This is a genomic window from Paraburkholderia sp. DD10 (genome assembly GCF_049177125.1).
Taxonomy (GTDB): domain Bacteria; phylum Pseudomonadota; class Gammaproteobacteria; order Burkholderiales; family Burkholderiaceae; genus Paraburkholderia; species Paraburkholderia terricola.
On record NZ_CP185392.1, the window covers coordinates 1696915 to 1717710 of the forward strand.

Genomic DNA, 20796 nt, shown 5'->3' on the forward strand with positions numbered 1-20796 from the left:
CGTTCTCAGGCGCTGCCGCCGAGATCGTCCACGTTGATGCCCAACTCGGCCGCCATGCGCCGCACTACCGTCTGAAGCCGGTTCACTTCGTCGGCGAGCCGCTTCTGCTCGGCTTTCACGGCTTCCAACGCGGAGAGCGGCACCATGTCGTCCTCATCGCCCGGCTGCGCCAGCTCGCTCGCGCTCACCTCGCCGCACAGCAGATGCGTCCAGCGGTTCTCGCGCTCGCCCGGCGTGCGGGCCAGCTTCACCACGCGCGGCGGATCGTTCGCGGCGAGTTCGTCGAGAAATGCTTCCACCGACGAGATGTCGGCGAAACCATGCAAGCGCGCGCTGTTCAGGCGCAACTCCGCCGCGGTTTGCGGACCGCGCAGCAGCAAGGTGGTCAGCAACGCAGCCGATTGACTCGGCAGCCCCAGCACGCGGTTCATGTTGTGCTCGAAGCGCGGCACGCGGCTGCTGCTGCCTTCCATCACGAGGCTTAGCCGCTTCAAGCCGTCGACGGCGGTCAGCACTTCGGCTTCCGTTGCGTTCATGACCGGCGCGCGGCCGGTCTTCTGGTTGCAGCCCAAGGTCAACGCATTCAGCGACAGCGGATAGCTGTCCGGCACGGTGTGCTGTTTTTCGACGAGTACGCCAAGCACGCGCCCCTCGAGCAAGGTCAACGCGCGGATGGGGGGACGGGAAGGAGCGTCGGGAGTGGTGTTCATAAATGGATGTTGCGGCATGAGTCGCCGGGTCTCGTGGATGATGTGCCTGACAGTCGCACAGCCGGGCGGCGATTTCTGGTTGGTGGGCATCATGATAAACGGCCCGGCGGTTCGCGGTGGACGAATCGCAGGTGAGCGGATCGTGCGGGCCGACGCGGACGGAATTGGCGGCAGAGACGATTTTGGCGCGTTGACTTCGTCTCATATTAGAGATACTTTCCCGGATATGGAAACAGACGCCACCGAAGACAACGCCATCGACCGCCGCATCGCCCAGCGTCTTCGCGGGCTGCGCGCCGAGCGCAACTGGTCGCTCGACGATCTCGCGAAGCTGAGCAACGTGAGCCGCGCGACGCTCTCGCGCCTCGAAAACGCCGCCGTGAGCCCCACCGCGAGCGTGCTCGGCAAACTCTGCGTAGCGTATGGCCTGCCGATGTCGCGCCTCATGCACATGGTGGAAGAAGACTTCGCGGCGCTCGTGCCGCGCGCCGCGCAGCCGCTGTGGACCGACGCCAGCGTGGGCTTCCGGCGCCGTTCAGTGTCGCCGCCTGCGCAAGCGCTGAGCGGCGAAGCGCTGGAATGCGAACTCGACGCGGGCGTGCGCATCGACTACGACGCGTCGCCGCGGCCCGGGCTTGAACATCATCTGATTTTGCTCGAAGGGCAATTGCAAATCACCGTCGACGGCCAGAGCCATGATCTCGAACCGGGCGACTGTCTGCGTTATCAACTGTTCGGCCCGAGCGCATTCGTGACGCCCGCGCATAGCGCCGCGCACTACCTCCTCTTCATCGTGTGAGCCTGCATGAGCGCTATTACCATCACGTCCCTTTCCGCCGACGACCTCGTTCGCCATCTTCCCGAACTCGGCGCGCTGCTGCGTGCCTGTGTGCATGACGGAGCCAGCATCGGTTTTGTGTTGCCGTATGGCGTCGAGGAAAGCGAGGCGTTCTGGAGCGGCAAGGTATTGCCGTCGCTGCGGGCGGGCGGACTGAAGTTGTTCGTCGCGCGGCTGGGCGATGCGATTGCCGGCACCGTGCAACTGGATTACGACACGATGCCGAATCAGCGTCATCGCGCGGAAGTGCGCAAGCTGCTGGTCCACCCCGCATTTCGCCGCCGAGGTGTCGCGAGAGCGCTGATGATGGAACTGGAAAGCCACGCGCGGCGACTCGAACGCAGCCTGCTCACGCTCGATACCCGCACCGGCGACAGTGCCGAGCCGCTTTATGCGGCGCTGGGTTATCAGACGGTGGGTGTGATCCCGGCTTATGCGCGCGCACCGCATGACGATGGATTCGATTCGACCACCATCATGTATAAGGCGCTATAGCCGCGGGTTGAGCGTGACAGGGTGTCGATGGCGAGGTCGAACGACATCACGCCATGGCTATCGCGCGCAACGCTCTCTTCGCTCAGCGCCGCGGATCGAGCGCGATGCGCACCGCGAGACCGGCCAGCACCGTGCCCATCAGCCAGCGCTGCACTTGCAGCCAAAACGGCCGCCCCGCGAGAAACCCGGCAATCGATCCGGCCATGCTCGCGATCAGCGCATTCACCGTCACCGCGATGACGATCTGCACGCAGCCGAGCGCGATCGATTGCGTCAGCACGCTGCCGTGTCCCGGCGAAATGAATTGCGGCAGCAGCGACAGATACATCACCGCGATCTTCGGATTCGCGAGGTTCGTGACGAGGCCCATCGTAAACAGCTTGCGGCTGCTGTCGTGCGGCAGATCGCGCACCTGGAACGGCGAACGGCCGCCGGGCTTGACCGCCTGCCACGCCAGATACAGCAGGTAGAGCGCGCCGCCGAAACGCAACGCGTCATAGGCGTACGGCACCGTCAACAGCAACGCGGTAATGCCGAACGCCGCGCAGAACATGTAGAACACGTAGCCGAGCGCCACGCCGCCGAGCGAGACCAGCCCCGCGCGCCGCCCCTGGCAGAGCGATCGGGAGATCAGGTAGATCATGTTCGGCCCAGGCGTCAGCACCATGCCGAACGAGACGAGAGCGAAAGCGAGCAGCGTTGCGGCGGTGGGCACGGCATTCTCCTGGGCGATTGTTGTGAGTCGGACAATGCCGCCAAATATAGCCGATGTGGCGGATTCAAGCTTGCAGGCGAATCAGCCCGAATCCGCTTGCAGCAGTGCCCGGCAATGCCGCGCGATCTGCTTTTCTTCCTCGGTATGAATCGCCCTCACCTTGCCTGCCGGATCGCCTTCGGCGAGTCCGAGGAACGACAGCCCGTCGCATACGCGTTTGCGAATCTCGTCACTGTGCTCGCCGATCCCCCCGGTAAACACCAGCAGATCGATGCCGCCGAGCAACGCCGCATAAGCGCCGATCGTCTTGCGCACGGCGGTGGCGAACGCGTCGAGCGCAAGCGCCGCATTCGCATCGCCGGCCGCGGCGCGTTTTTCGAGCGCCTGCATGTCGCTCTCGCCGTCCGCGTAACCGGCGAGTCCGCTGTGGCGATTCAGGAGCGTTTCCAGCGCGTCGGCATCGAGCTTCTCCACGCGCATCAGATACAGCAGCACGCCCGGGTCGAGGTCGCCGCTGCGCGTGCCCATCGGTACGCCGCCCGTCGGCGTCATACCCATCGACGTATCGACCGATTTGCCGTCGCGCAGCGCGCATACGCTCGACCCGTTGCCCAGATGCGCGAACACGGCGCGCGCCGGCAAGTCCGAACCGAGGCGCGTCACCAGCGATTCATACGACAGACCGTGAAAGCCGTAGCGAATCACGCCCGCCGCCGCATAACGGCGCGGCAATGCGAGCTGTGCGGCAAGCGGCGGCAGCGTCGCGTGAAACGCCGTATCGAAGCAGGCGAAATGCGGCGCGTCGCCGAAAATCTTCGCTGCTTCGTCGATCAAGCCGAGCGCGGGCGGGATATGCAGCGGCGCAAAGTGCACCGCATCCTGCAAGCGCTGGCGCACTTGCGCCGTCAGGCGCTGATGCGTGCGCAGATGCGGCCCGCCATGCACGACCCGGTGCCCCACCGCCGCGGGCCGCGCGTGGTTCTGCTGCGCGAGCACGGTGGCGAGCTTTTGCAGCGCATCGGTTTGCGACTCCAGCACGTGCGCCTGCTGCGCCAGCACGCGGCCGTCGGGCGACTTGATGCGCAAGCTGCCGTCGCGCCGGCCGATGCCTTCGGCGCTGCCTTCCAGCAGCAAGGCTTCGTCGTCGCCCGAGGGCGTGAAGAGCCCGAACTTCAGCGACGACGAACCGCTGTTCAGCACCAGAATCGGCGCGTGGCCCGGATGATCTCGCGTGTTCATGACAGACCTCGCTCAGCTTCGCCACGTCCAGTTGCTGATTTCTTCCTTGTCGATACCCTCGGCATGCGCATGAGCGAGATGCTCGATGATCTGCCCGCGCAGCCATTCCTTCGCATGATCGCCGACGCCGCGCAGCTTCGGCACGCGGTCGATCACGTCGATCGCGAGCGAGAAACGGTCCACCTGATTGATGATCGCCAGTTCGAGCGGCGTATTGATGTTGCCCTTCTCGTGATAGCCGTGCACGTGCAGATTGTCGTGATTGGTGCGGTTATACGTGAGCTTGTGCACGAGCGACGCATACGAATGAAAGTTGAAAATCACCGGCTTGCTGGTGGTGAACAGCGAATCGAAATCGCGATTGCTGAGGCCGTGCGGATGCGCATGCTCGGGCATCAGGCGAAACAGATCGACCACGTTGACGAAGCGGATCTTCAGATCGGCGAAGCGCTCCTTCAGAAGCTGCACGGCGGCGAGCGCTTCCATCGTGGCGATGTCGCCGGCGCAGGCGACCACCACGTCGGGCTCGGCGCCCTGATCGGTCGACGCCCAGTTCCAGATGCCGATGCCCTTGGTGCAATGCGTGACGGCGGCGTCCATGTCGAGATACTGCAAATGCGGCTGCTTGTCGGCCACGATCACGTTGACGTAGTCGCGCGAACGCAGGCAATGATCGGCGACGCTCAACAGGCAGTTGGCGTCCGGCGGCAGATAAATGCGCACGACGTCCGGGCTTTTATTGGTGACGACGTCGAGAAAGCCGGGGTCCTGATGCGTGAAGCCGTTGTGATCCTGGCGCCATACGAGCGACGTGATCAGCAGATTGATCGACGGCACCGGCTGGCGCCAGCGAAGCTCGCGCTTCGACTTTTCCAGCCACTTGGCGTGCTGGTTGAACATGGAATCGATCACGTGCACGAACGCCTCGTAGGTGGCGAACAAGCCGTGCCGGCCGGTCAGCACGTAACCCTCGAACCAGCCTTCGAGCGTGTGCTCGCTGAGCATTTCCATCACGCGGCCGTCCGGCGCGAGCGCGCCGCCGTCTGCGTCGTTCGGCTCGCTCTCCGCGAGCCAGGTTTTCGCCGACGCGTCGTAGATCGCCGTCAGCTTGTTGCTCGCGGTTTCGTCGGGCCCGAACACGCGGAAGTTCGTCATGTTGTGGCGCATCACGTCGCGCAGAAACTTGCCGAGCGCGTCGGTGGGCGAGGTGTAGGCGCCGCCCGGTTTTTTCACGGCCACCGCATAGTCGCGAAACGGCGGCAGATCGAGCGCCTTGCTCAGCAAGCCGCCGTTCGCATGCGGATTGGCGCTGATGCGGCGCGCGCCCTTGGGCGCGAGCTCACGCAACTCTTTCACCAGACGCCCGCTTTCGTCGAATAGCGACTCGGGCTCGTAACTACGCAGCCACTCCTCGACCAGTTTCAGGCTCTTGCCGTTCGTGACCGGATCGAGCACCGGCACCTGATGCGCGCGCCACGAGCCTTCCACCTTGTGGCCGTCCACTTCCTTCGGACCGGTCCAGCCTTTCGGCGAACGCAGCACGATCATCGGCCAGCGCGGGCGCGATGCGTCGTTGGTTTCACGCGCGTGCTGCTGAATCGCGCGAATCTCGCCGATGCATTGATCGAGCGTCGCCGCCATGTGCTGATGCATGGAGTCGGGATCGTCGCCCTCGACGAAATACGGTTTGTGGCCGTAGCCGGTGAGCAAGGCTTCGAGTTCCTCGCGGGGAATGCGCGCGAGAATGGTCGGATTGGCGATCTTGTAGCCGTTCAGATGCAGAACCGGCAGCACCGCGCCGTCGCGGATCGGGTTGAGGAATTTGTTCGAATGCCACGCGGTGGCGAGCGGGCCGGTTTCGGCCTCGCCGTCGCCGATCATCACCGCGACGATCAGATCGGGATTGTCGAACGCGGCGCCGTAACCGTGCGACAGGCTGTAGCCGAGTTCGCCGCCTTCATGAATCGAGCCTGGCGTTTCCGGCGTGCAGTGCGAGCCGATGCCGCCCGGGAACGAGAACTGCCGGAAGAAGCGCCGCATGCCGGCTTCGTCCTCGCTGCGGTCGGGGTAGATTTCGGCGTAATGGCCCTCCAGATAACTATGCGCCAGCGTGGCCGGTGCGCCGTGACCGGGACCGGCCACGTAGATCATGTCGAGATCCAGCTTGTTGATCAGCCGGTTCAGATGCACCAGCAGGAAACTCTGCCCAGGGTCCGAGCCCCAATGGCCCAGCAGGCGGTTCTTGATGTGTTCGGGTTTGAGCGGTTCGCGCAGCAGCGGATTGTCGCGCAGATAGATCATGCCGGCCGAAAGGTAGTTGCAGGCGCGCCAGTAGCGGTCCATGTTGCGCAACGTGTTCGGGTCCAAGGTTTGCGGCGGCGTGGGACGGGAGGTTGCTTCGGCCATGACGTGACTCCTCGAAAGGGACTCTCAGGCAGGTTAGCGGATGCGGCAGCGGTGTGACAGGCGGCGTGCGTCAGCGTTCGATGCAATCGCGCAAAGCTTGATCTGGCTCCGGGTGCGCGTGTTATGCATGCGCGCCGTGCATGCGTCGCCGCAGGCATTGTGCGAGTATTAAGACCATATTAAGCGAATGTGTTTAAGCTCCTCATGCTGAATGCGCGACGGCGGACCGCATCTGGCGTATTCCGCATTGTTCGCCTTTCATATCAACCTCACCATGTCGACTCCCAGCCGCTTCAAGACGCCCCTGATCGTTGTTCTCTCGCTCGTGCTGTTGTGCACGGGTCTCGCTGTTTTGGTCGGCATCTTTGGATTGCTGGTTAAGGTGTTTGGTGGTGGGTAGGGATGCGTTTTGAGGTGCGGCGGCGCAGCATGTTTGTGCTGGTTGAGGTCTCCGGCGCCGCCGGCTAGCGGCTGCGCTCCCTATCCATTCATGGGTAGAGAATTCTGCAAGCTTGTGAATGGAGCGCTGCTTAACCAGCGATACCACTCAATGCGCGGATCATGCGACCTCGCTTTGATCGAGCCCCCGCTCTCGCATCCGCGCGTCAGTAACAACCTCGAAACTTTCCGGACTCGCGGCTCCCTTGCGCTCGGGACTATCGGTGATGGCGTCGCCGTTATCGAGCACGCTACCCACATACGCGAATCGGGCGAGTTCTGGATCGGTTCGCATCGCGAGCCCGCTAACGACTCGCGCGGTGGTTCCGTCCGCATACTGCACGCGGTCGCCGATCACGCCGACCTTCACCCGCGCACCGTCCACATTCCATTCGCCGCCCGGCTCTCGCAGCACGCCGCCGCGCGCGGTAGTCGATCCACAAAGCGCAAGACGCAAACCTGGCCGATGAGACGGCGGAATATACGATGGATCGAACAGCCCCTCGGGTGTTTCATTCGCGCCGACGAACAGGCCCGACTCGCCATCGTCCCACGGAGTGGATACGATCCTGTCGCCGTTGCTCAGGCGGCTGCCCACAAGCGCGAAACAGCGATCGCCGTCTGACCCGAGCGAGCCCGAGCCATCGATAACGACAGCTTCGCTACCGTCGCGATAGCTGACGATATCGCCGACCAGCGCCACCTGAAGCCCGCCAATAACCCTCTCCGACGACGCGCAAGTGACATAGCCGCCGCGCCCGGTACGCGCGCCAATGGTGGCGAATGCGTACCTCGTGCCTTCAGGTTCCCGTCTGTCCGACATCTCCATCCCTCCACGAAAGGTGCAGCGCAACCGGGCTGAAATCACGACCGGCGCGATAGAGCGGTTTCTCTCCGCTGGCCCGAAATCCTCGGTGGAAGCAAGCCGTCCTCATATCGGACAAGTATGAAAAACGGCACGAATCATGCGTATTGCATCGCGCGCGCATTCAATTGACGTGCGACAAATCCGATATGGTGAATTGGGTGCGCGCGGGCATGCGCATGCATGCGGGGCACGGAATGTGTATGCTGGCTGAGATTCCCTGCGCGCATGACGCGCGCCGACTGAAAGGAGATGCCATTGACGGACCGCACTGAACCTTCCCCGTCCGCGAAACCGCAACTCGATCCCGAGTTGCTCGAACTGGCGCATGAAGTCTTCGACCTTGCGCGGCGCGGCGACGCCACCATGCTCGCCGCCGTGATCGAAAAAGGCGTGCCGCCGAACCTGCGCAACGATAAAGGCGACAGCCTCGTCATGCTCGCGAGCTACCACGGTCATGTGGATGCCGTGCGCACGCTGCTCGAACTCGGCGCCGATCCGAATCTGCGCAACGACAACGGGCAGACGCCGATCGCGGGCGCCGCATTCAAGGGCTTCGATGCGGTGATCGAAACCTTGCTCGCGCATGGCGCGGACGTGGAAGGCGCGTCGCCGGACGGCCGCACCGCGCTGATGGTCGCCGCGATGTTCAATCGCACGGCGATCATGGACTTGCTGATTGCGCACGGCGCGAACCCGCAGGCCCGCGACGCCAACGGCGTGACGGCCACGGATGCGGCGGGCAGGATGGGCGCACGAGACGCGCAAGCGCGCTTGAAGGAACTGGGTTCCTGAGGGTTGCGTTGCGCGCCGGGGTTGGTGTAAGGATCGGCGTCCGGAAACCAACCCCTGCCCGCTACCCTTTCGCGCCCATCAGCGACGCCACATCGATCTCCGCCAATTCGCCGATCTTTTCTATCGTCACATCGGCCGGCGGATTATTCGCAATCTCTTTCGGATCGAAAGCATAGTGGCCCTGGCGGGGAAACACCGTGGTCAATTCCGCGCCCCACGCCTTTTTCATGGCCGCGAGAATCCGCAATTTGTCGTCCACCATCACATAGCGGCGCGCCGGATAACACGCCATCACCTGATCGAGCATCTGCTCCTTATGGACGTAAATCAGCACGCGGCCCTCGACCTCTTCCCATAGGCCCGAACGGGCGATCTTGCGCGGCTGGAACACCACGTCGCCGTCGGAGAGAATCACCGTGGGCCCATGTTTCGCCAGATTCCGAAGCGCATCCAATGCGCCGGGATACAGCCGGTTCGCAAATGGATAGTCGATCAGGAACGACGACATCAACAGCAGGCGCGTATCCCGCGGATGCCCCATCCTGTAACGCTGCAACGCGCCCAGGTAGTCGGCATAGCCGAGCTCGGCGCGCAAGTCCTCGAAAATTTCCCAGTACTGCGCGCTGTTCTCCGCGCCGAATTCGCGCATCATGTGCGCGCGCAAATCCGTCAGCACATGATCGTTGTCGAGCAAGGTGTTGTCGCAGTCGAACAGGAACACGACGTCGTGCGGCGCGGCTTGAGTGGCTTGCATCGCGATTCTCCAGGTTGGCGCTGTCAGTCAGATCTCCGGCCCGCCGTCGGGCGTGGCCGCTTTCTCGAGGTGGCCGCCGAAGTCATGCCGCATCGCCGACAGCACGCGGTTCGCGAAGTCCGCCTCGCGCACAGGACAAAAGTTAGCAGCGTTGCAGCGCCCGTGCAGCGAACCTGACATCGCCCGGCTCATCGGCCACCCCAGCGGCGCGCTATTGCCGCCGCGCCTGCACCCTGCCGTACTGCTCGCGCGCGATGCGCCGCAGCGCGCGCCACATCAGCGGATAGCGATAACCCGGCACTGCGAACAGCACCAGCGCGCACAGCGCCAGCAAACCGCAGATCAGAAACGTGCCGCGATAGCTGAACGCCTGCACCAGCAAGCCCGACAACACACCCGAGAGAATCGAGCCGACCCGCGCCGCGTTGAAGAACAACGCGGTGGCGCGGCCGGGCGACTGCGGCATCAGATCCTGCACGTAAGTCATGCCGAGGCACGATGTCACCGCGACGACGAACGCGTTGAGAATCTGCATCGGGATCAGTACATGGACGCTCCCCGCCAGCGACATCGCGACGAAATACGCCGCGTGAACCGCCGCGCACGCCGCGAGCCAATTGGGCTTGTGCAGCGCGGACGACTTCGCGCCCAGCGCGAGCATCATCGGAATTTCCATCAACGCGCCGAGGCCGAGCATGATCGACACGTCCAGGTGCGTGCCCTCAAGGCCGTGCACGATGTAAAGCGGCAGCACGATCATGGTGGCGTTCGCGGCGAGGCCGAGCAGCGTGAGCGCGGCCACCGCGCGGCGAATATCGTTCGGCGACGCGACGCCGGGCAGGTGCTCATGCGCCTCTTCGCCGGGCGTGGTCAGCGGCGGCACGGTAATGGAAGCCGACGGCTCCGAGGCCGTGTCTTCCACCGTGTGATCGCCCAGATGGCCTTGCGGCTCCCGCATGCGCCAGACGATGACCGCGCAGGCCGCGAAACTGGCGGCGGCGAACAGGAACAGCCCATAAAAGCCGGTGCCGGCGAGCACCAGCGCGCCCACTGACGGGCCGAACACCCACGCCGCCGACAGGATGGTCCGCAAGGTCGCGCTGGCGAACGCGCGTTCCGCCGCATCCGGCACGGGCAAGGCTGCGCGGCTGAACGAAAACACCATCGAGATGGCCGAGCCGCCCGCGCCGATAAAGACGATGCCGACCACCAGCAGCAACCGGTAGTCACGCACCACGCACAGACACAGATAGCCGAGCGCGGCGGCCACGAGCGCCGCCAGCAAGAGCGGCCGATGCCGTCCGCTCGCATCGCTCCAGCGGCCGGCGAAGGTGCTGGCGAGCACCCCGCTTGCCGCGATCAGCGTCATGAATACGCCGAGCCTGAACGGCGTCATGTCGGCGCGCTCGACGCCGAACAGCGACAGATACGGAGCGGTGAAGGACATCGCCACCCCGAGCATCAGCGTGGCGGCGGCGAGCGGCTTGAAGCCGGGAATGCGCAGCAGGTCGAAAAAACGGGAGGTTTTCAACACAGGGGGCGGTGGGGTCAGGGAAAGAGAGCCTGCGGGCGCGACGTGCGCCGCCGACTTCGTGGCCGGAACGACCGGGGCATTATCGGCCGAGGCCGCGCTCGCGTAAACCCGCGTCGCCGCATCCCAACTTATATTTCATGCGCTGATCGGCGAACGGTGGAGGCGGCGTGAGCGACTTGCCGCGCGTTGAACGCATGGTTGCGCCGCGGCCTTGCAATCGCCGGCGAGGTGGAACCCGGCATGAGCGTCACGAATGCCTGGCGCCTGGCGATATCCGGTCCCCGCCCGCGTCTTGCAGAAGCGTGTAGCCGCGCCGCTCCAGCGTCCGGCGGTGCCACTCATTGCCATAGGCGCCGCACGCCACGCCGAACACGACCGACAGCACCAGCCCGATCAAGCCGGCCGTTTCACCCCACAGCCCCGCGAAGAACAGCACCGTGCTGATCCCGAACATGACGAACGAGGCGAACCACATTCTCTTCGACAAGGCCCACACGAAACCGAGCAACAACGCGCCCCAACTGAAGCCGGTCGCGACCGCGACGGTTTCGTCCTTGCCCGGATGGCGCAGATAAATCCTTTCTTGCATTTGCCTTCCTGAATCCTTCGTGACCGCTAACGGCGAGTGGACCGCGCGAGTGGATCATCCGAGTTGACCATCCGAGTTGACCATGTTCACACGCCGCGTCGGCAAGACCGCAAGTGTGCATCACATTCTCGCGCCCACGCGTCCCACCGCAAGCCGCCCGACACCGCGCCCCGACACTCAACGCGGCAAGCGCGGCCTCGCTGACGATCCCGAGCATAGCTGCTACTCTTGACAGATGCCTTATCCAACCACGCGCCAACCCACGCGCGGGCGCTTCCCTGGCAGCGGAAACAGCGCCCGCGCGGATCAACGAGCTTCGGAGCAAGCATGGCAACACGAACCGCCTATTCCACCCGCGCCCCCTCGCGAGCCGAACTCGACGCCCTGCCGGGCGCCACGGTGATCGAATTCGGCACGGACTGGTGCGGCTACTGCCAGGGCGCGCAAGCGTCGATTGCCAAGGCGTTCGAGCCGCATGCCGGCGTCAGGCATCTCAAGATCGAGGACGGCCCCGGCCGGCCGCTCGGGCGCTCGTTCAAGATCAAGCTCTGGCCCACGCTGATTTTCATGCGCGACGGCGTCGAAGTCGCGCGCGTCGTGCGTCCGACCAGCGCCACGGAGATCGCGCAAGCATTCGCGTCGCTATGAACCGGGCGCGTCGCGTCGATCGAACCCACTGAAGAACCCACCCGCAGCATCGCCTGCCCATCATGCGACAAGCCCTCCACCACCTGAGCGTCAAGGCCCGCAACCGCGGGCTCGTCGAATTCACCGACGAAGCGCGCCGCTTCGTCGCCGCGCAGTCGATCGGCACCGGACTCCTCACGCTGTTTTGCCGTCACACGTCCGCCTCGCTGCTGATCCAGGAAAACGCCGACCCCTCGGTGCAGCGCGATCTGGAACGCTACTTCGCGAGCCTCGCGCCCGAGGACGCCGGGCGTTACGAACACAACGCCGAGGGCCCCGACGACATGCCCGCCCACCTGCGCACGGCGCTCACGCAAGTGCAGTTGACGGTGCCGGTCGAGCACGGGCAGATGGTGCTCGGCACATGGCAGGGTTTATATCTGTTCGAGCATCGCCGGCACACGCAGGCGCGCGACATCGTGCTGCATCTGATCGGCGAATGAGGCTAATGAGGCGCTAATCAAGCGCTAAAAAAGCGCGAATAAAGCGGCGCGGGCAACGTTGTTCGAGCTGCGTTTGCTGCATGATTCATCCGCGAACCGGATCAAAGGGAGCACATCTCATGGACACCCGTAGCGAACTGCAAGCCACCGTCAGTGCAATGGTTCAACCCGGCAAGGGCCTGCTCGCCGCCGACGAAAGCGGCCCGACCATCGCCAAACGCTTCAAGACGATCGGCGTCGAATCCAGCGAGGAGAACCGCCGCGCCTATCGCAACCTGCTGCTTACCACGCCGGGCCTCGGCGAATTCATCAGCGGCGTGATTCTCTACGAGGAAACGCTCGGCCAGAAAGCGGACGACGGCACGCCGTTCCCGCAACTCGCCGCCGCCAACGGCATCGTGCCCGGCATCAAGGTCGACCTGGGCAAGATCCCGCTCGCGCTGGCTCCGGGCGACGAAATCACCCAGGGTCTCGACGGCCTCGCCCAGCGTTTCGTCGACTACAAACGGCAAGGCGCGCGCTTCGCCAAATGGCGCGCGGTGTACAACATCACGGCGAGCTTGCCGAGCCGCCTCGCGATCGAGGCGAACGCCGATTCGCTGGCGCGCTACGCGGCCATCTCGCAGGAAGCCGGCATCGTGCCGATCGTCGAGCCGGAAGTGCTGATGGACGGCGACCATTCGATCGAACGCTGCGCCGAAGTCACCGAGACCGTGCTGCACGAGGTGTTTCATGCGCTGCACCGGCATCGCGTGGCGCTCGAACACATTCTGCTGAAGCCGAGCATGGTGCTCGCCGGCTCCGAGCACGCGCAGCAGTCGCCGGTCAGCGACATCGCCGCCTACACCGTGCGGATACTCAAGCGCACGGTGCCGTCGGCGGTGCCGGGCATCGTGTTTCTGTCGGGCGGGCAAACCCCGGAAGAAGCCACCGCCAACCTCGATGCAATGAACCGGCTCGGGCCGCTGCCGTGGAATCTGAGCTTCTCGTATGGCCGCGCGTTGCAGGAACCGCCGCTGCAAGCGTGGCGAGGCGATCCGAGCAAGGTGCTGGAGGCCCAGCAGGCGTTGCTCAAGCGCGCGCGTCTGAATCGCGACGCGGCGCTCGGCAAGTACGAGGCGGTGCAGGAAAAGGGCTAGCCTTCCGGCGAGGCGCTGCGCCGGGTGCCGGGTGGCAGGCGGCACTGCGCCCAGGCTCAGGCCATGCCGGTGCGGTTGGTGGTGATGCGCGCGATCTTGTCGAGCAACGCGTGCAGTGAAACCGGCTTGCCGAGATGACCGTCATACCCCGCGCGGATCGCCCGCGCGGCGTCTTGCGGGCGGCCGAAGCCGGTCAACGCGAGCGCCGGCACCGAGGCCGTGCCCGGCAGCTTGCGCAGCGCGGCGATCAGTTCGTAGCCGTCCATGCCGGGCATGCCGATATCCGACAGGATCAGGTCGAACTGCTGATGCGCGGCGGTCGTCAGCGCCGCCGCGCCATTGGTTTGCGGCCACACTTGCGCGCCTTCGAGTTCGAGCAGGCTCTGGAACGCCTGCAAGCTTTCCGCCGCATCGTCGACCAGCAGAATCTTCATGCCCTTGAGCAAGCTGGCGTCGCAAGGCGTTTCGCGCGCTTCGCTCGGCATCGTCGTGCTGTCGGCCGGCAACCAGACGCGAAAACGCGCGCCCTTGCCGACGCCCGCGGATTCCGCCTGCACATGCCCGCCGTGCATTTCCGTCAGTTGCTTGACGAGCGCGAGTCCGATGCCCAATCCGCCGCTGTGCCGGCGGTGCGCGCCCTCGGCCTGGCTGAACATGTCGAACACGTTCGGCAGGAACGACGGTTCGATGCCGCGCCCGGTATCGCGCACCTCGACGCACGCATAGCCTGCTTCACGCGACAGCGTCAGCGCGATGCGCCCGCCCGGCGGCGTGAACTTCACCGCGTTGCTGGCGAGGTTCCACAGAATCTGCTCGAAGCGCACCGGGTCCGCCTCGATGAAAAACGGTTCGCTCACGCCCTTCACGCTCACGCTCACCTGGTGCGCCAGCGCCTCGGCCTCGATCGCGCTGGTTACCGACGCCGTGATCGCCGCGATGTCCACCCGCGAGCGATCGAGCGCCAGCTTGCCGGTCCGCACGCGCGACAGATCGAGCAGGTCGTCGATGATCTTCGCGAGGCTGATCACCGAACGGCGGATCGCGTCCGCCGCATCGTGCACGACCGGCAGGCCCTGCGTGGAGGGCGCGCGGTCCAGCATGTCGGCCTTCACGTGAATCAGGTTCAGCGGGTTCTTCAACTCGTGCGAGAGCACCGCGAGGAATTCGTCCTTCAGGCGGCTCGCCGCCTCGACCTTCTGCCGGACCGAGCGTTCCAGCGAAATCTTGCGTTGTTCGAGCGCCTCGGTGCCCTTGCGCTGCGTGAGGTCGCGCACGATCTTCGCGAAGCCGCGGAAACTGTCCGACGCCACCGGCGTGATCACGCCGCTGCAATAGAGCCGCGTGCCGTTCTTGTGGATGTACCAGCGCTCGTCCTCCACGCGGCCGTCGGACTGCGCGCGCTGCCGCTCAGTGGCGGGTTCGTTCGCCTCGCGCTCTTCCGGCAGATAGAGCCGGTCGAGCGTCTGCCCCGTCATCTCGCTCTCGCTATAACCGAAGATCCGCTCCGCGCCCTTGTTCCAGGTCACCACGCGGCCTTCCATGTCCTGCACGATGATCGCGAAGTCGTTGGTGCTTTGCGCGGCGAGATGCAGGCGTTCCTCGCTGACACGCACCAGTTGTTCGGCGCGCCGCAGCGCCGTGATGTCGACGATGGTCAGCACCGCGCCGTCGATGTGGTCGTCGGTGGTGCGGTACGGCGAGAGCCGCGTGAGGAAATAGCGCCCGTCGGTGCCGCGAATCTCGCGCTCGATCAGTTGCAGCGATTCGAAAACGGTCGCCGTGTCGTCGGCGAGTTGCGGGTAATCGAGCCGGTGCGTGATGTCGTGCAGCGGTCGCCCGAGGTCGGAGGGAATCACGTTGAACAGTTCCGTCGCGGCCGGCGTATAGCGCTTGATGCGCATGTCCCGGTCGACGAACAGCGTGGCGATGCCGGTGGAGGCGATCACGTTCTGCAAGTCGTCTTTCGCCTTGCCCGTCTCCTCGATCTTGGCCTGCAACTCCGCGTTGACGGTGAACAATTCCTCGTTCAGCGATTGCAGTTCTTCCTTGCTGGTCTCGAGTTCCTCGGTGGCGGCGCGCAGTTCCTCGTTGATCGCCTGCAATTCCTCGTTCGAGGCCTTCAGTTCCTCGGTCGACGCCTCCGATTGCTCGACCGTCGAGCGCAATTCCTGCTTCGTGCGATGCAGCTCGTCCTCCAGATGCACCAGCAACGAATCCTGCACCGTCGGACTCGCGCCCTCGCCTCGCTTCGCGGCAGGCACGACGGCGGCGATCTCCTCGAACAGCACGAGCGCGAATTCCGGCGCATCCTCGGTGCGCCGGTACGCGCGCACGATGATCCGCACGCTCGCCTGCGGCGAGAATTCGATCGCGGGCGTCGTCACCTCCTGATTGCTGCGCAGCGCCTGGAACAGGGCGGCGCGCAGTTGCAGACGCAGCGCCGGATTCACCAGCATGATCAGGTTGTACGACGGCTCGCCGCGCACGAAACGCAGAAAGCGGCCGGCGTGCTCGGACATGTGCAGAATGTTCGCGTCGGTGTCGACCACGACGCTCGGCGGCGCATACAGCTCGAGAATCCGATGATGCAGCGCGGAGAACGGCAAGGCCTGCGGCAGCGGCTGCGGCGCTCCCGCGCTGGCGGTGGTGGTCGCGCCGCCATGCTGAACGACCGGCATGCTGATCGGCGGACGCACGGCGCTCGTCACCATGTTCGCGCGATAGATGCGGTGTTTCTTGTCGACCGGCGTGAACAGGTCGCCCGCGGCTTCCGCGGATTCCGAACTGCCGAGCAGCAGATAGCCGCCCGGCTGCAACGCGAAGTGAAACATCTGCAGCACCTGGGTCTGCACGTTGCGGTCGAGATAGATCAGCAGATTGCGGCACGACACCAGGTCGACGCGCGAAAACGGCGGATCGCGCAGCACGTTGTGCACGGCGAACAGCACCCGCTCGCGGATCGCCTTGCTCACCCGAAAGCGCGAGCGTTCCGGCGTGAAGAACTGGCGCAGGCGCTGCGCGGACACGTCAGCGGTGATCGACTCGGGGTAGAGGCCCGCGCGCGCGAAGGCGATCGCGTGTTCGTCGATGTCGGTGGCGAATAGCTGGATCGGTATCTCTTCGTGCCGCTCGGGATGTTCGGCGAGCAGCATGGCGAGCGAATACGCTTCCTCGCCCGTCGCGCAGCCGGCGACCCACGCGCGCACCGGGTCGTCCTCGGATTTCTTGTGAAAGAGCCTCGGCACGATCTCGCGCTCGACGACCTCGAAGGTATCCCGATCGCGAAAGAAATTGGTCACGCCGATCAGCATGTCCTTGAGCAGCGCCGGCGTTTCGTCAGGGTGCGTGAGCACGTAGTCCTGGTAGGCCTGCAGATCGGGAATGCCGTTGACCTGCAGGCGGCGTTCGATGCGCCTCAGGATCGTGGCGCGCTTGTAGTGGCGGAAATCGTGGCCGGTGCGGGCGCGCAGCGTGGCAAGCACGCCGAGCAACGCGCGCTCGGCGGTGGAAGCGGGATCGGGCTGCGCGAGCGCGAGCGTCTCGGGTTCGTCGTCCACGGGCGGCAGGTGGATCGCGCGGGCGTTCTCGGCCAGCTCGCGCAGCTTGCGCGGCATCTCCGCGACCGGCAGCACGATGTCGATCATGCCGGTGGCCAACGCGTTCTGCGGCATTTCCGGGTGTTCGGCGTCCGCCGGATCCTGCGCGAACGTCACGCCGCCCTGCTCCTTGACGCGGCCGATGCCGGTCGCGCCGTCCGCGCCCGTGCCCGACAGCACGATGGCGATCGCGCGTTCGCGATGCGCGTCGGCGAGACTGCGGAAAAACAGGTCGATGGCGATGGGCCGGCCACGCGGGCGGTCGGCCTCGATGGGTGTGAGATGGCCGTCGTCGAGCGAAAGATCGTGCGAGGGCGAGATGACATAGACGTGGTTCTTCTGCACCTGAACCCGCTCCCGCACCTGGTTCACCGGCATGCCGGTGGCGTGCTGGAACACCTCGTCCGCGCTGCTCGCATGATCGGGCGACAGATGCAGCACCACGACGAAGGCCATGCCCATGTCAGCCGGTGCGTTCTCGAAGAAGCGCAGCAGCGCCTGCACGCCGCCCGCGGAAGCGCCGATGCCGACGACCGGAAAGTCGAGTGCGCCCGCGCCGCGCGTGACGGATCCCGCCGGCTTGCCGACGGCTTTGCCGGACTCCGCTTCGATGCCTGCCTGTGCGCCTGCCTGCGCGTCTGCACGCGTAGTCGCGTCCGCTTGCGCGTCTGCCCGCGTAGTCGTTGGAGACGCCCCTGCCTCACTGCCGCCCATACTCATCCTTGTGTGCTGCGCCTCTGCCGGCCTCGCCCCGTGGCGCGATGCGCGCCGCCGCCTCCAACCAGTATTGTCGCGTGTGTTGGGGCGCATTGCAAAGGCTGGCATGCCTCCAGCCAGGGACGCATGCCGTGTTCCGTGCGCGCCTTACTGCCCTTTCGTATCGCTGCTGGCGTTGGCGCCCGGTGTGTTGGTCGTATCGGTGGCCGGCTTGGCCGTCTTCGACTTCTTCATGTGATGCATCTTCGACTTCGAATGGCTCATCGCGCCGGAAGCCTGCATGTCGCCGCCTTCGCGCGTCGAAGTGTTGACGCCGGTGCTGGCCGGGTCGGTCCCGGCGGCGCCGCCGCCGGCCCCGCCCTGGGCCATCGCGAGCGACGAAGCGGCGGCCAACGTTGAAACGAGCAATGCATGCCTGATCTTCATGACGGTTCTCCTGTGCAAGAAAAAGCGGGTGCGCGACCCGGTCCACCGGATACGCAATCTCCCGACCTTTTTTCAGCAAGGGATGTGCCGCGCGTCATGCGATGCGCCGAATGCGCCGGCCGGCGCGGCCCGGCCGGCCACTAGGTTTCGCAAGCCACCAGTGCATGAAGTTCGTCGATATTGAACGGCTTCGCGAGGATCGCCACGCCCAGGCGGCGTGCGCGTTCCAGTTCGTCGGCGTAGCCCGTCATCAGCGCGATTTTCTGCGCCGGCCACGCGCTGCGGACTTTCTCCGCCAGATCGATGCCGTTCAGCTTGCCCGGCATCTGGATGTCGGACAGCACGAGTTCGAAGCGCGCGCCGCCCGACAGCACGTCGAGCGCCTGGTCGGCGGTGGGCTCGTGCCGCACCTCGCAGCCGAAGGTTTCCAGCACGGCGGTCACGCCGGCCGCCACCTCCTCGTTGTCTTCCACGAGCAGCACCATGCCGGCCGCGCCGGGCTCCGGTTGCCGCGCCGTTTCGACGTCGGCGGCCGGCGCCGGGCGCGGGCGCTCGCGATAGCGCGGCAAATACAGCCTGACCGTGGTGCCGCGGCCCGGCACGCTGTCGATTTTCGCGGTGCCGCCCGCCTGCTCGCACATCGACAGCACCTGCGCGAGACCGAGCCCCGTGCCCGAACCGCGCAGCTTGGTGGTGAACAGCGGTTCGAACGCGCGCCGGGCGACGGCCTCGGACATGCCCTCGCCGTCGTCGGAACAGGCGATCAGCACATATTCGCCGTCGGGCAACAAGGTGTCGCTGCCGACCAGCCGGTTGTTCTGACAGCGGATCACGAAGCGGCCGCCGTGCGGCATCGCATCGCGCGCGTTGACCGCCAGGTTCATGATCGCGAATTCGAGGTCGGTGGGATCGGCCAGCACCGGCCAGACGTTGTCGACCAGATTCAAGGCCAGTTCGACCTTGTCGCCGAGCGCCGCGTCGATCAGCGGCGTGGCGGCCGGCAGCCATCGGGAAAGATCGAGCGGTTCCTGCTTGAGCGGCTGCTTGCGCGCGACGCTCAAGAGACGCCGCGTGAGCGACTCGGCGGTGGCGGTGGCGCGCTGCATCGCGAGCACTTCCTTCTCGACGTGGTTGTAGCGCTTGAGCCGCGCGAGCTCGATATTGGCCGACACCACCATCAGCAGATTGTTGAAATCGTGCGCCACGTTGGCGACCAGATTGCCGAGCGCGCCCATGCGCTGCAACTGCCGGCTCGACGCTTCCGCCGACAGCCGCATCGCCACCTCGCCTTGCCAGCGCTCCCACGCGCGGCGCTCGGCTTCGAGCTGACGCAACGAGTACAGCACCAGCAGCCAGATCGCGATGCAGGGCGCCGCCGTGAGCGCGGCGATCATCAGGAAATGCCGGCGCCATGCGTCGGCGATGGCGCTCGTCGCGTAGGCGCTCATCACATAGAGCGGATAGTCGCCGACGCGGCGAAACGCGAGCAGACGCTCGACGCCGTCCACCGTCGAATTCAGCCGAACGTGGCCGAACACCTGGCGGTCGCGCAGCGCCGTGGCGAACGCGCTCTGCGCCTTCGGATTCGCGCCCGCGGGCCACGGCGGATAGCGCACCAGCAGATTGCCGTCCTGGCGATACAGGCCCAACGAAAGCGACGGGTCGCCATTGGTCAGGTCACGATAGAAGCGCGAAAAGTAGTCGTTGCGCAGCGCCACCGACACCACGCCGAGAAAGCGCCCGTCCGCGCCCGAGCGGCCGGTCGCGCTGCTGAACACATCGGTTTTCGACAACGGCCCGAACATCGGCAGCGAGAAATAGGTTTGCGGCCGCATGGCTTTCGCGCTCGTGAAGTCCTCGCGCTGCGGGATCGAGCGCGGCGGCGCGGGATATTCGCGGCTCGACACCAGCAGGTCGCCGTTCGCGCCGAGCAGGGAAATCGACGCCACCTGCGGAAAGTCGCCGCCGATTTCCTGCAGGCGCTCGTGCAATTCGGCTTCGCGCGCGCGGATTTGCGCATCGTCCTGATTGTCGACCAACTCGACGATGCGCGAGGCCATCTGCTGGCTCAGATCGAGCACCTTGACGGCCTGCTCTTCGGTCACGCGCGCGAGCCGGTCGATCACGTTGTCCGAATCGGCGATGCGGCGCTGGTAGTCGAAATAGCCGTAGCCCGCGAGGCAGGCAAGCGGAAACACGATCGAAACGCCGAGCACGATGAGAAGCATGCGCCGCGTCGCCGCGAAGTTGCGCGAGGGCATGGGGAAATCGACTGCGGCACGCTCCGCCCGTTGCACGGTCAGCCTCTCCATCAAAGGTCGATACAGATCAGCAAGGTTGCACACATCGTGCCGCGACGCGATGTTCGTGCGCTATTTCCTTTCTCATGATTTATACCTCACTTCCGCGC

19 protein-coding genes are annotated in these 20796 nt (G+C 65.3%); 7 read left to right on the plus strand and 12 right to left on the minus strand.

Features of this window, described 5'->3' with window-relative positions; genetic code table 11:
* Positions 1-5 precede the first annotated feature (5 nt).
* A complete protein-coding gene (locus tag ACOCG7_RS07725; RefSeq protein WP_421377555.1) occupies positions 6-710 on the minus strand; it encodes a YceH family protein in 705 nt (234 codons plus the stop codon).
* A 226-nt stretch (positions 711-936) separates the two neighbouring features.
* Between ACOCG7_RS07725 and ACOCG7_RS07730 the strand changes: the two genes are divergently transcribed.
* Positions 937-1509, plus strand: coding sequence for a helix-turn-helix domain-containing protein (locus tag ACOCG7_RS07730; protein WP_421374999.1), 573 nt, complete (start codon positions 937-939; stop codon positions 1507-1509).
* A 6-nt stretch (positions 1510-1515) separates the two neighbouring features.
* Complete coding sequence (locus ACOCG7_RS07735) at positions 1516-2043, plus strand: GNAT family N-acetyltransferase (RefSeq protein ID WP_073428398.1); 528 nt, start codon at positions 1516-1518, stop codon at positions 2041-2043.
* Positions 2044-2125: 82 nt separating this feature from the next.
* On the opposite strand, the gene ACOCG7_RS07740 is transcribed toward ACOCG7_RS07735, so the two are convergent.
* The 4 genes from ACOCG7_RS07740 to ACOCG7_RS07755 all read right to left on the minus strand — a co-directional run bounded on the left by ACOCG7_RS07740 (position 2126) and on the right by ACOCG7_RS07755 (position 7664).
* Positions 2126-2758, minus strand: a complete 633-nt coding sequence (locus ACOCG7_RS07740; protein WP_073428399.1) for a LysE family translocator — start codon at positions 2756-2758, stop codon at positions 2126-2128.
* Between the two features lie 81 nt (positions 2759-2839).
* Positions 2840-3997, minus strand: a complete 1158-nt coding sequence (locus ACOCG7_RS07745; protein WP_421375000.1) for an acetate/propionate family kinase — start codon at positions 3995-3997, stop codon at positions 2840-2842.
* A gap of 12 nt (positions 3998-4009) precedes the next feature.
* On the minus strand, positions 4010-6403 hold the full coding sequence (locus ACOCG7_RS07750; RefSeq protein ID WP_421375001.1) for a phosphoketolase: 2394 nt from the start codon (positions 6401-6403) through the stop codon (positions 4010-4012).
* A 559-nt stretch (positions 6404-6962) separates the two neighbouring features.
* Positions 6963-7664 carry a PAAR domain-containing protein gene (locus ACOCG7_RS07755; protein WP_421375003.1) on the minus strand — a complete coding sequence of 234 codons (702 nt, stop codon included), beginning with the start codon at positions 7662-7664 and terminating at the stop codon, positions 6963-6965.
* A gap of 294 nt (positions 7665-7958) precedes the next feature.
* On the opposite strand from ACOCG7_RS07755, the gene ACOCG7_RS07760 reads away from it, so the two are divergent.
* Complete coding sequence (locus ACOCG7_RS07760) at positions 7959-8501, plus strand: ankyrin repeat domain-containing protein (RefSeq protein ID WP_090518726.1); 543 nt, start codon at positions 7959-7961, stop codon at positions 8499-8501.
* A 61-nt stretch (positions 8502-8562) separates the two neighbouring features.
* Here the strand turns inward: ACOCG7_RS07760 and ACOCG7_RS07765 are convergent, their stop codons facing one another.
* From ACOCG7_RS07765 to ACOCG7_RS07780, 4 genes are all read right to left on the minus strand, one after another.
* Positions 8563-9255 carry an HAD family hydrolase gene (locus ACOCG7_RS07765; protein ID WP_421375005.1) on the minus strand — a complete coding sequence of 231 codons (693 nt, stop codon included), beginning with the start codon at positions 9253-9255 and terminating at the stop codon, positions 8563-8565.
* Between the two features lie 27 nt (positions 9256-9282).
* Positions 9283-9435 (minus strand): hypothetical protein, encoded by a 153-nt coding sequence (locus ACOCG7_RS07770; protein WP_159442550.1) that lies wholly within the window; start codon positions 9433-9435, stop codon positions 9283-9285.
* Between the two features lie 31 nt (positions 9436-9466).
* Entirely contained in the window at positions 9467-10789 is a 1323-nt protein-coding gene (locus ACOCG7_RS07775; RefSeq protein ID WP_310120659.1) for a sugar efflux transporter, read from the minus strand.
* Between the two features lie 247 nt (positions 10790-11036).
* Complete coding sequence (locus ACOCG7_RS07780; RefSeq protein WP_073428407.1) at positions 11037-11378, minus strand: DUF2628 domain-containing protein; 342 nt, start codon at positions 11376-11378, stop codon at positions 11037-11039.
* An 82-nt stretch (positions 11379-11460) separates the two neighbouring features.
* On the opposite strand from ACOCG7_RS07780, the gene ACOCG7_RS07785 reads away from it, so the two are divergent.
* The 4 genes from ACOCG7_RS07785 to ACOCG7_RS07800 all read left to right on the plus strand — a co-directional run bounded on the left by ACOCG7_RS07785 (position 11461) and on the right by ACOCG7_RS07800 (position 13647).
* Positions 11461-11610: a hypothetical protein gene (locus ACOCG7_RS07785; RefSeq protein WP_421375008.1), complete on the plus strand. Its 150-nt coding sequence runs from the start codon at positions 11461-11463 to the stop codon at positions 11608-11610.
* 95 nt (positions 11611-11705) lie between these two features.
* Positions 11706-12026 carry a thioredoxin family protein gene (locus ACOCG7_RS07790; protein ID WP_073428408.1) on the plus strand — a complete coding sequence of 107 codons (321 nt, stop codon included), beginning with the start codon at positions 11706-11708 and terminating at the stop codon, positions 12024-12026.
* A gap of 62 nt (positions 12027-12088) precedes the next feature.
* Positions 12089-12508, plus strand: a complete 420-nt coding sequence (locus ACOCG7_RS07795; protein WP_421375010.1) for a secondary thiamine-phosphate synthase enzyme YjbQ — start codon at positions 12089-12091, stop codon at positions 12506-12508.
* A 119-nt stretch (positions 12509-12627) separates the two neighbouring features.
* The gene (locus ACOCG7_RS07800; protein WP_083082402.1) at positions 12628-13647 is read left to right on the plus strand and encodes a class I fructose-bisphosphate aldolase; all 1020 of its coding nucleotides are present in this window, start codon (positions 12628-12630) and stop codon (positions 13645-13647) included.
* A 56-nt stretch (positions 13648-13703) separates the two neighbouring features.
* Here ACOCG7_RS07800 and ACOCG7_RS07805 read toward each other — a convergent pair whose 3' ends face one another.
* The 3 genes from ACOCG7_RS07805 to ACOCG7_RS07815 form a co-directional block, all read right to left on the minus strand.
* Positions 13704-17957 carry a CheR family methyltransferase gene (locus ACOCG7_RS07805; RefSeq protein WP_421375012.1) on the minus strand — a complete coding sequence of 1418 codons (4254 nt, stop codon included), beginning with the start codon at positions 17955-17957 and terminating at the stop codon, positions 13704-13706.
* Between the two features lie 150 nt (positions 17958-18107).
* Entirely contained in the window at positions 18108-18386 is a 279-nt protein-coding gene (locus ACOCG7_RS07810; protein ID WP_073428411.1) for a hypothetical protein, read from the minus strand.
* A 140-nt stretch (positions 18387-18526) separates the two neighbouring features.
* Positions 18527-20698 (minus strand): ATP-binding protein, encoded by a 2172-nt coding sequence (locus ACOCG7_RS07815; protein WP_421375015.1) that lies wholly within the window; start codon positions 20696-20698, stop codon positions 18527-18529.
* Positions 20699-20796 lie beyond the last annotated feature (98 nt).

Coding starts and splice junctions, on each gene's coding strand:
- ACOCG7_RS07725 (WP_421377555.1), bottom strand. CDS start 710: ATGAACACCACTCCCGACGCTCCTTCCCGTCCCCCCATCCGCGCGTTG.
- ACOCG7_RS07730 (WP_421374999.1), top strand. CDS start 937: ATGGAAACAGACGCCACCGAAGACAACGCCATCGACCGCCGCATCGCC.
- ACOCG7_RS07735 (WP_073428398.1), top strand. CDS start 1,516: ATGAGCGCTATTACCATCACGTCCCTTTCCGCCGACGACCTCGTTCGC.
- ACOCG7_RS07745 (WP_421375000.1), bottom strand. CDS start 3,997: ATGAACACGCGAGATCATCCGGGCCACGCGCCGATTCTGGTGCTGAAC.
- ACOCG7_RS07750 (WP_421375001.1), bottom strand. CDS start 6,403: ATGGCCGAAGCAACCTCCCGTCCCACGCCGCCGCAAACCTTGGACCCG.
- ACOCG7_RS07755 (WP_421375003.1), bottom strand. CDS start 7,664: ATGTCGGACAGACGGGAACCTGAAGGCACGAGGTACGCATTCGCCACC.
- ACOCG7_RS07760 (WP_090518726.1), top strand. CDS start 7,959: ATGCCATTGACGGACCGCACTGAACCTTCCCCGTCCGCGAAACCGCAA.
- ACOCG7_RS07765 (WP_421375005.1), bottom strand. CDS start 9,255: ATGCAAGCCACTCAAGCCGCGCCGCACGACGTCGTGTTCCTGTTCGAC.
- ACOCG7_RS07770 (WP_159442550.1), bottom strand. CDS start 9,435: ATGTCAGGTTCGCTGCACGGGCGCTGCAACGCTGCTAACTTTTGTCCT.
- ACOCG7_RS07780 (WP_073428407.1), bottom strand. CDS start 11,378: ATGCAAGAAAGGATTTATCTGCGCCATCCGGGCAAGGACGAAACCGTC.
- ACOCG7_RS07785 (WP_421375008.1), top strand. CDS start 11,461: ATGTTCACACGCCGCGTCGGCAAGACCGCAAGTGTGCATCACATTCTC.
- ACOCG7_RS07790 (WP_073428408.1), top strand. CDS start 11,706: ATGGCAACACGAACCGCCTATTCCACCCGCGCCCCCTCGCGAGCCGAA.
- ACOCG7_RS07795 (WP_421375010.1), top strand. CDS start 12,089: ATGCGACAAGCCCTCCACCACCTGAGCGTCAAGGCCCGCAACCGCGGG.
- ACOCG7_RS07800 (WP_083082402.1), top strand. CDS start 12,628: ATGGACACCCGTAGCGAACTGCAAGCCACCGTCAGTGCAATGGTTCAA.
- ACOCG7_RS07805 (WP_421375012.1), bottom strand. CDS start 17,957: ATGGGCGGCAGTGAGGCAGGGGCGTCTCCAACGACTACGCGGGCAGAC.
- ACOCG7_RS07810 (WP_073428411.1), bottom strand. CDS start 18,386: ATGAAGATCAGGCATGCATTGCTCGTTTCAACGTTGGCCGCCGCTTCG.
- ACOCG7_RS07815 (WP_421375015.1), bottom strand. CDS start 20,698: ATGGAGAGGCTGACCGTGCAACGGGCGGAGCGTGCCGCAGTCGATTTC.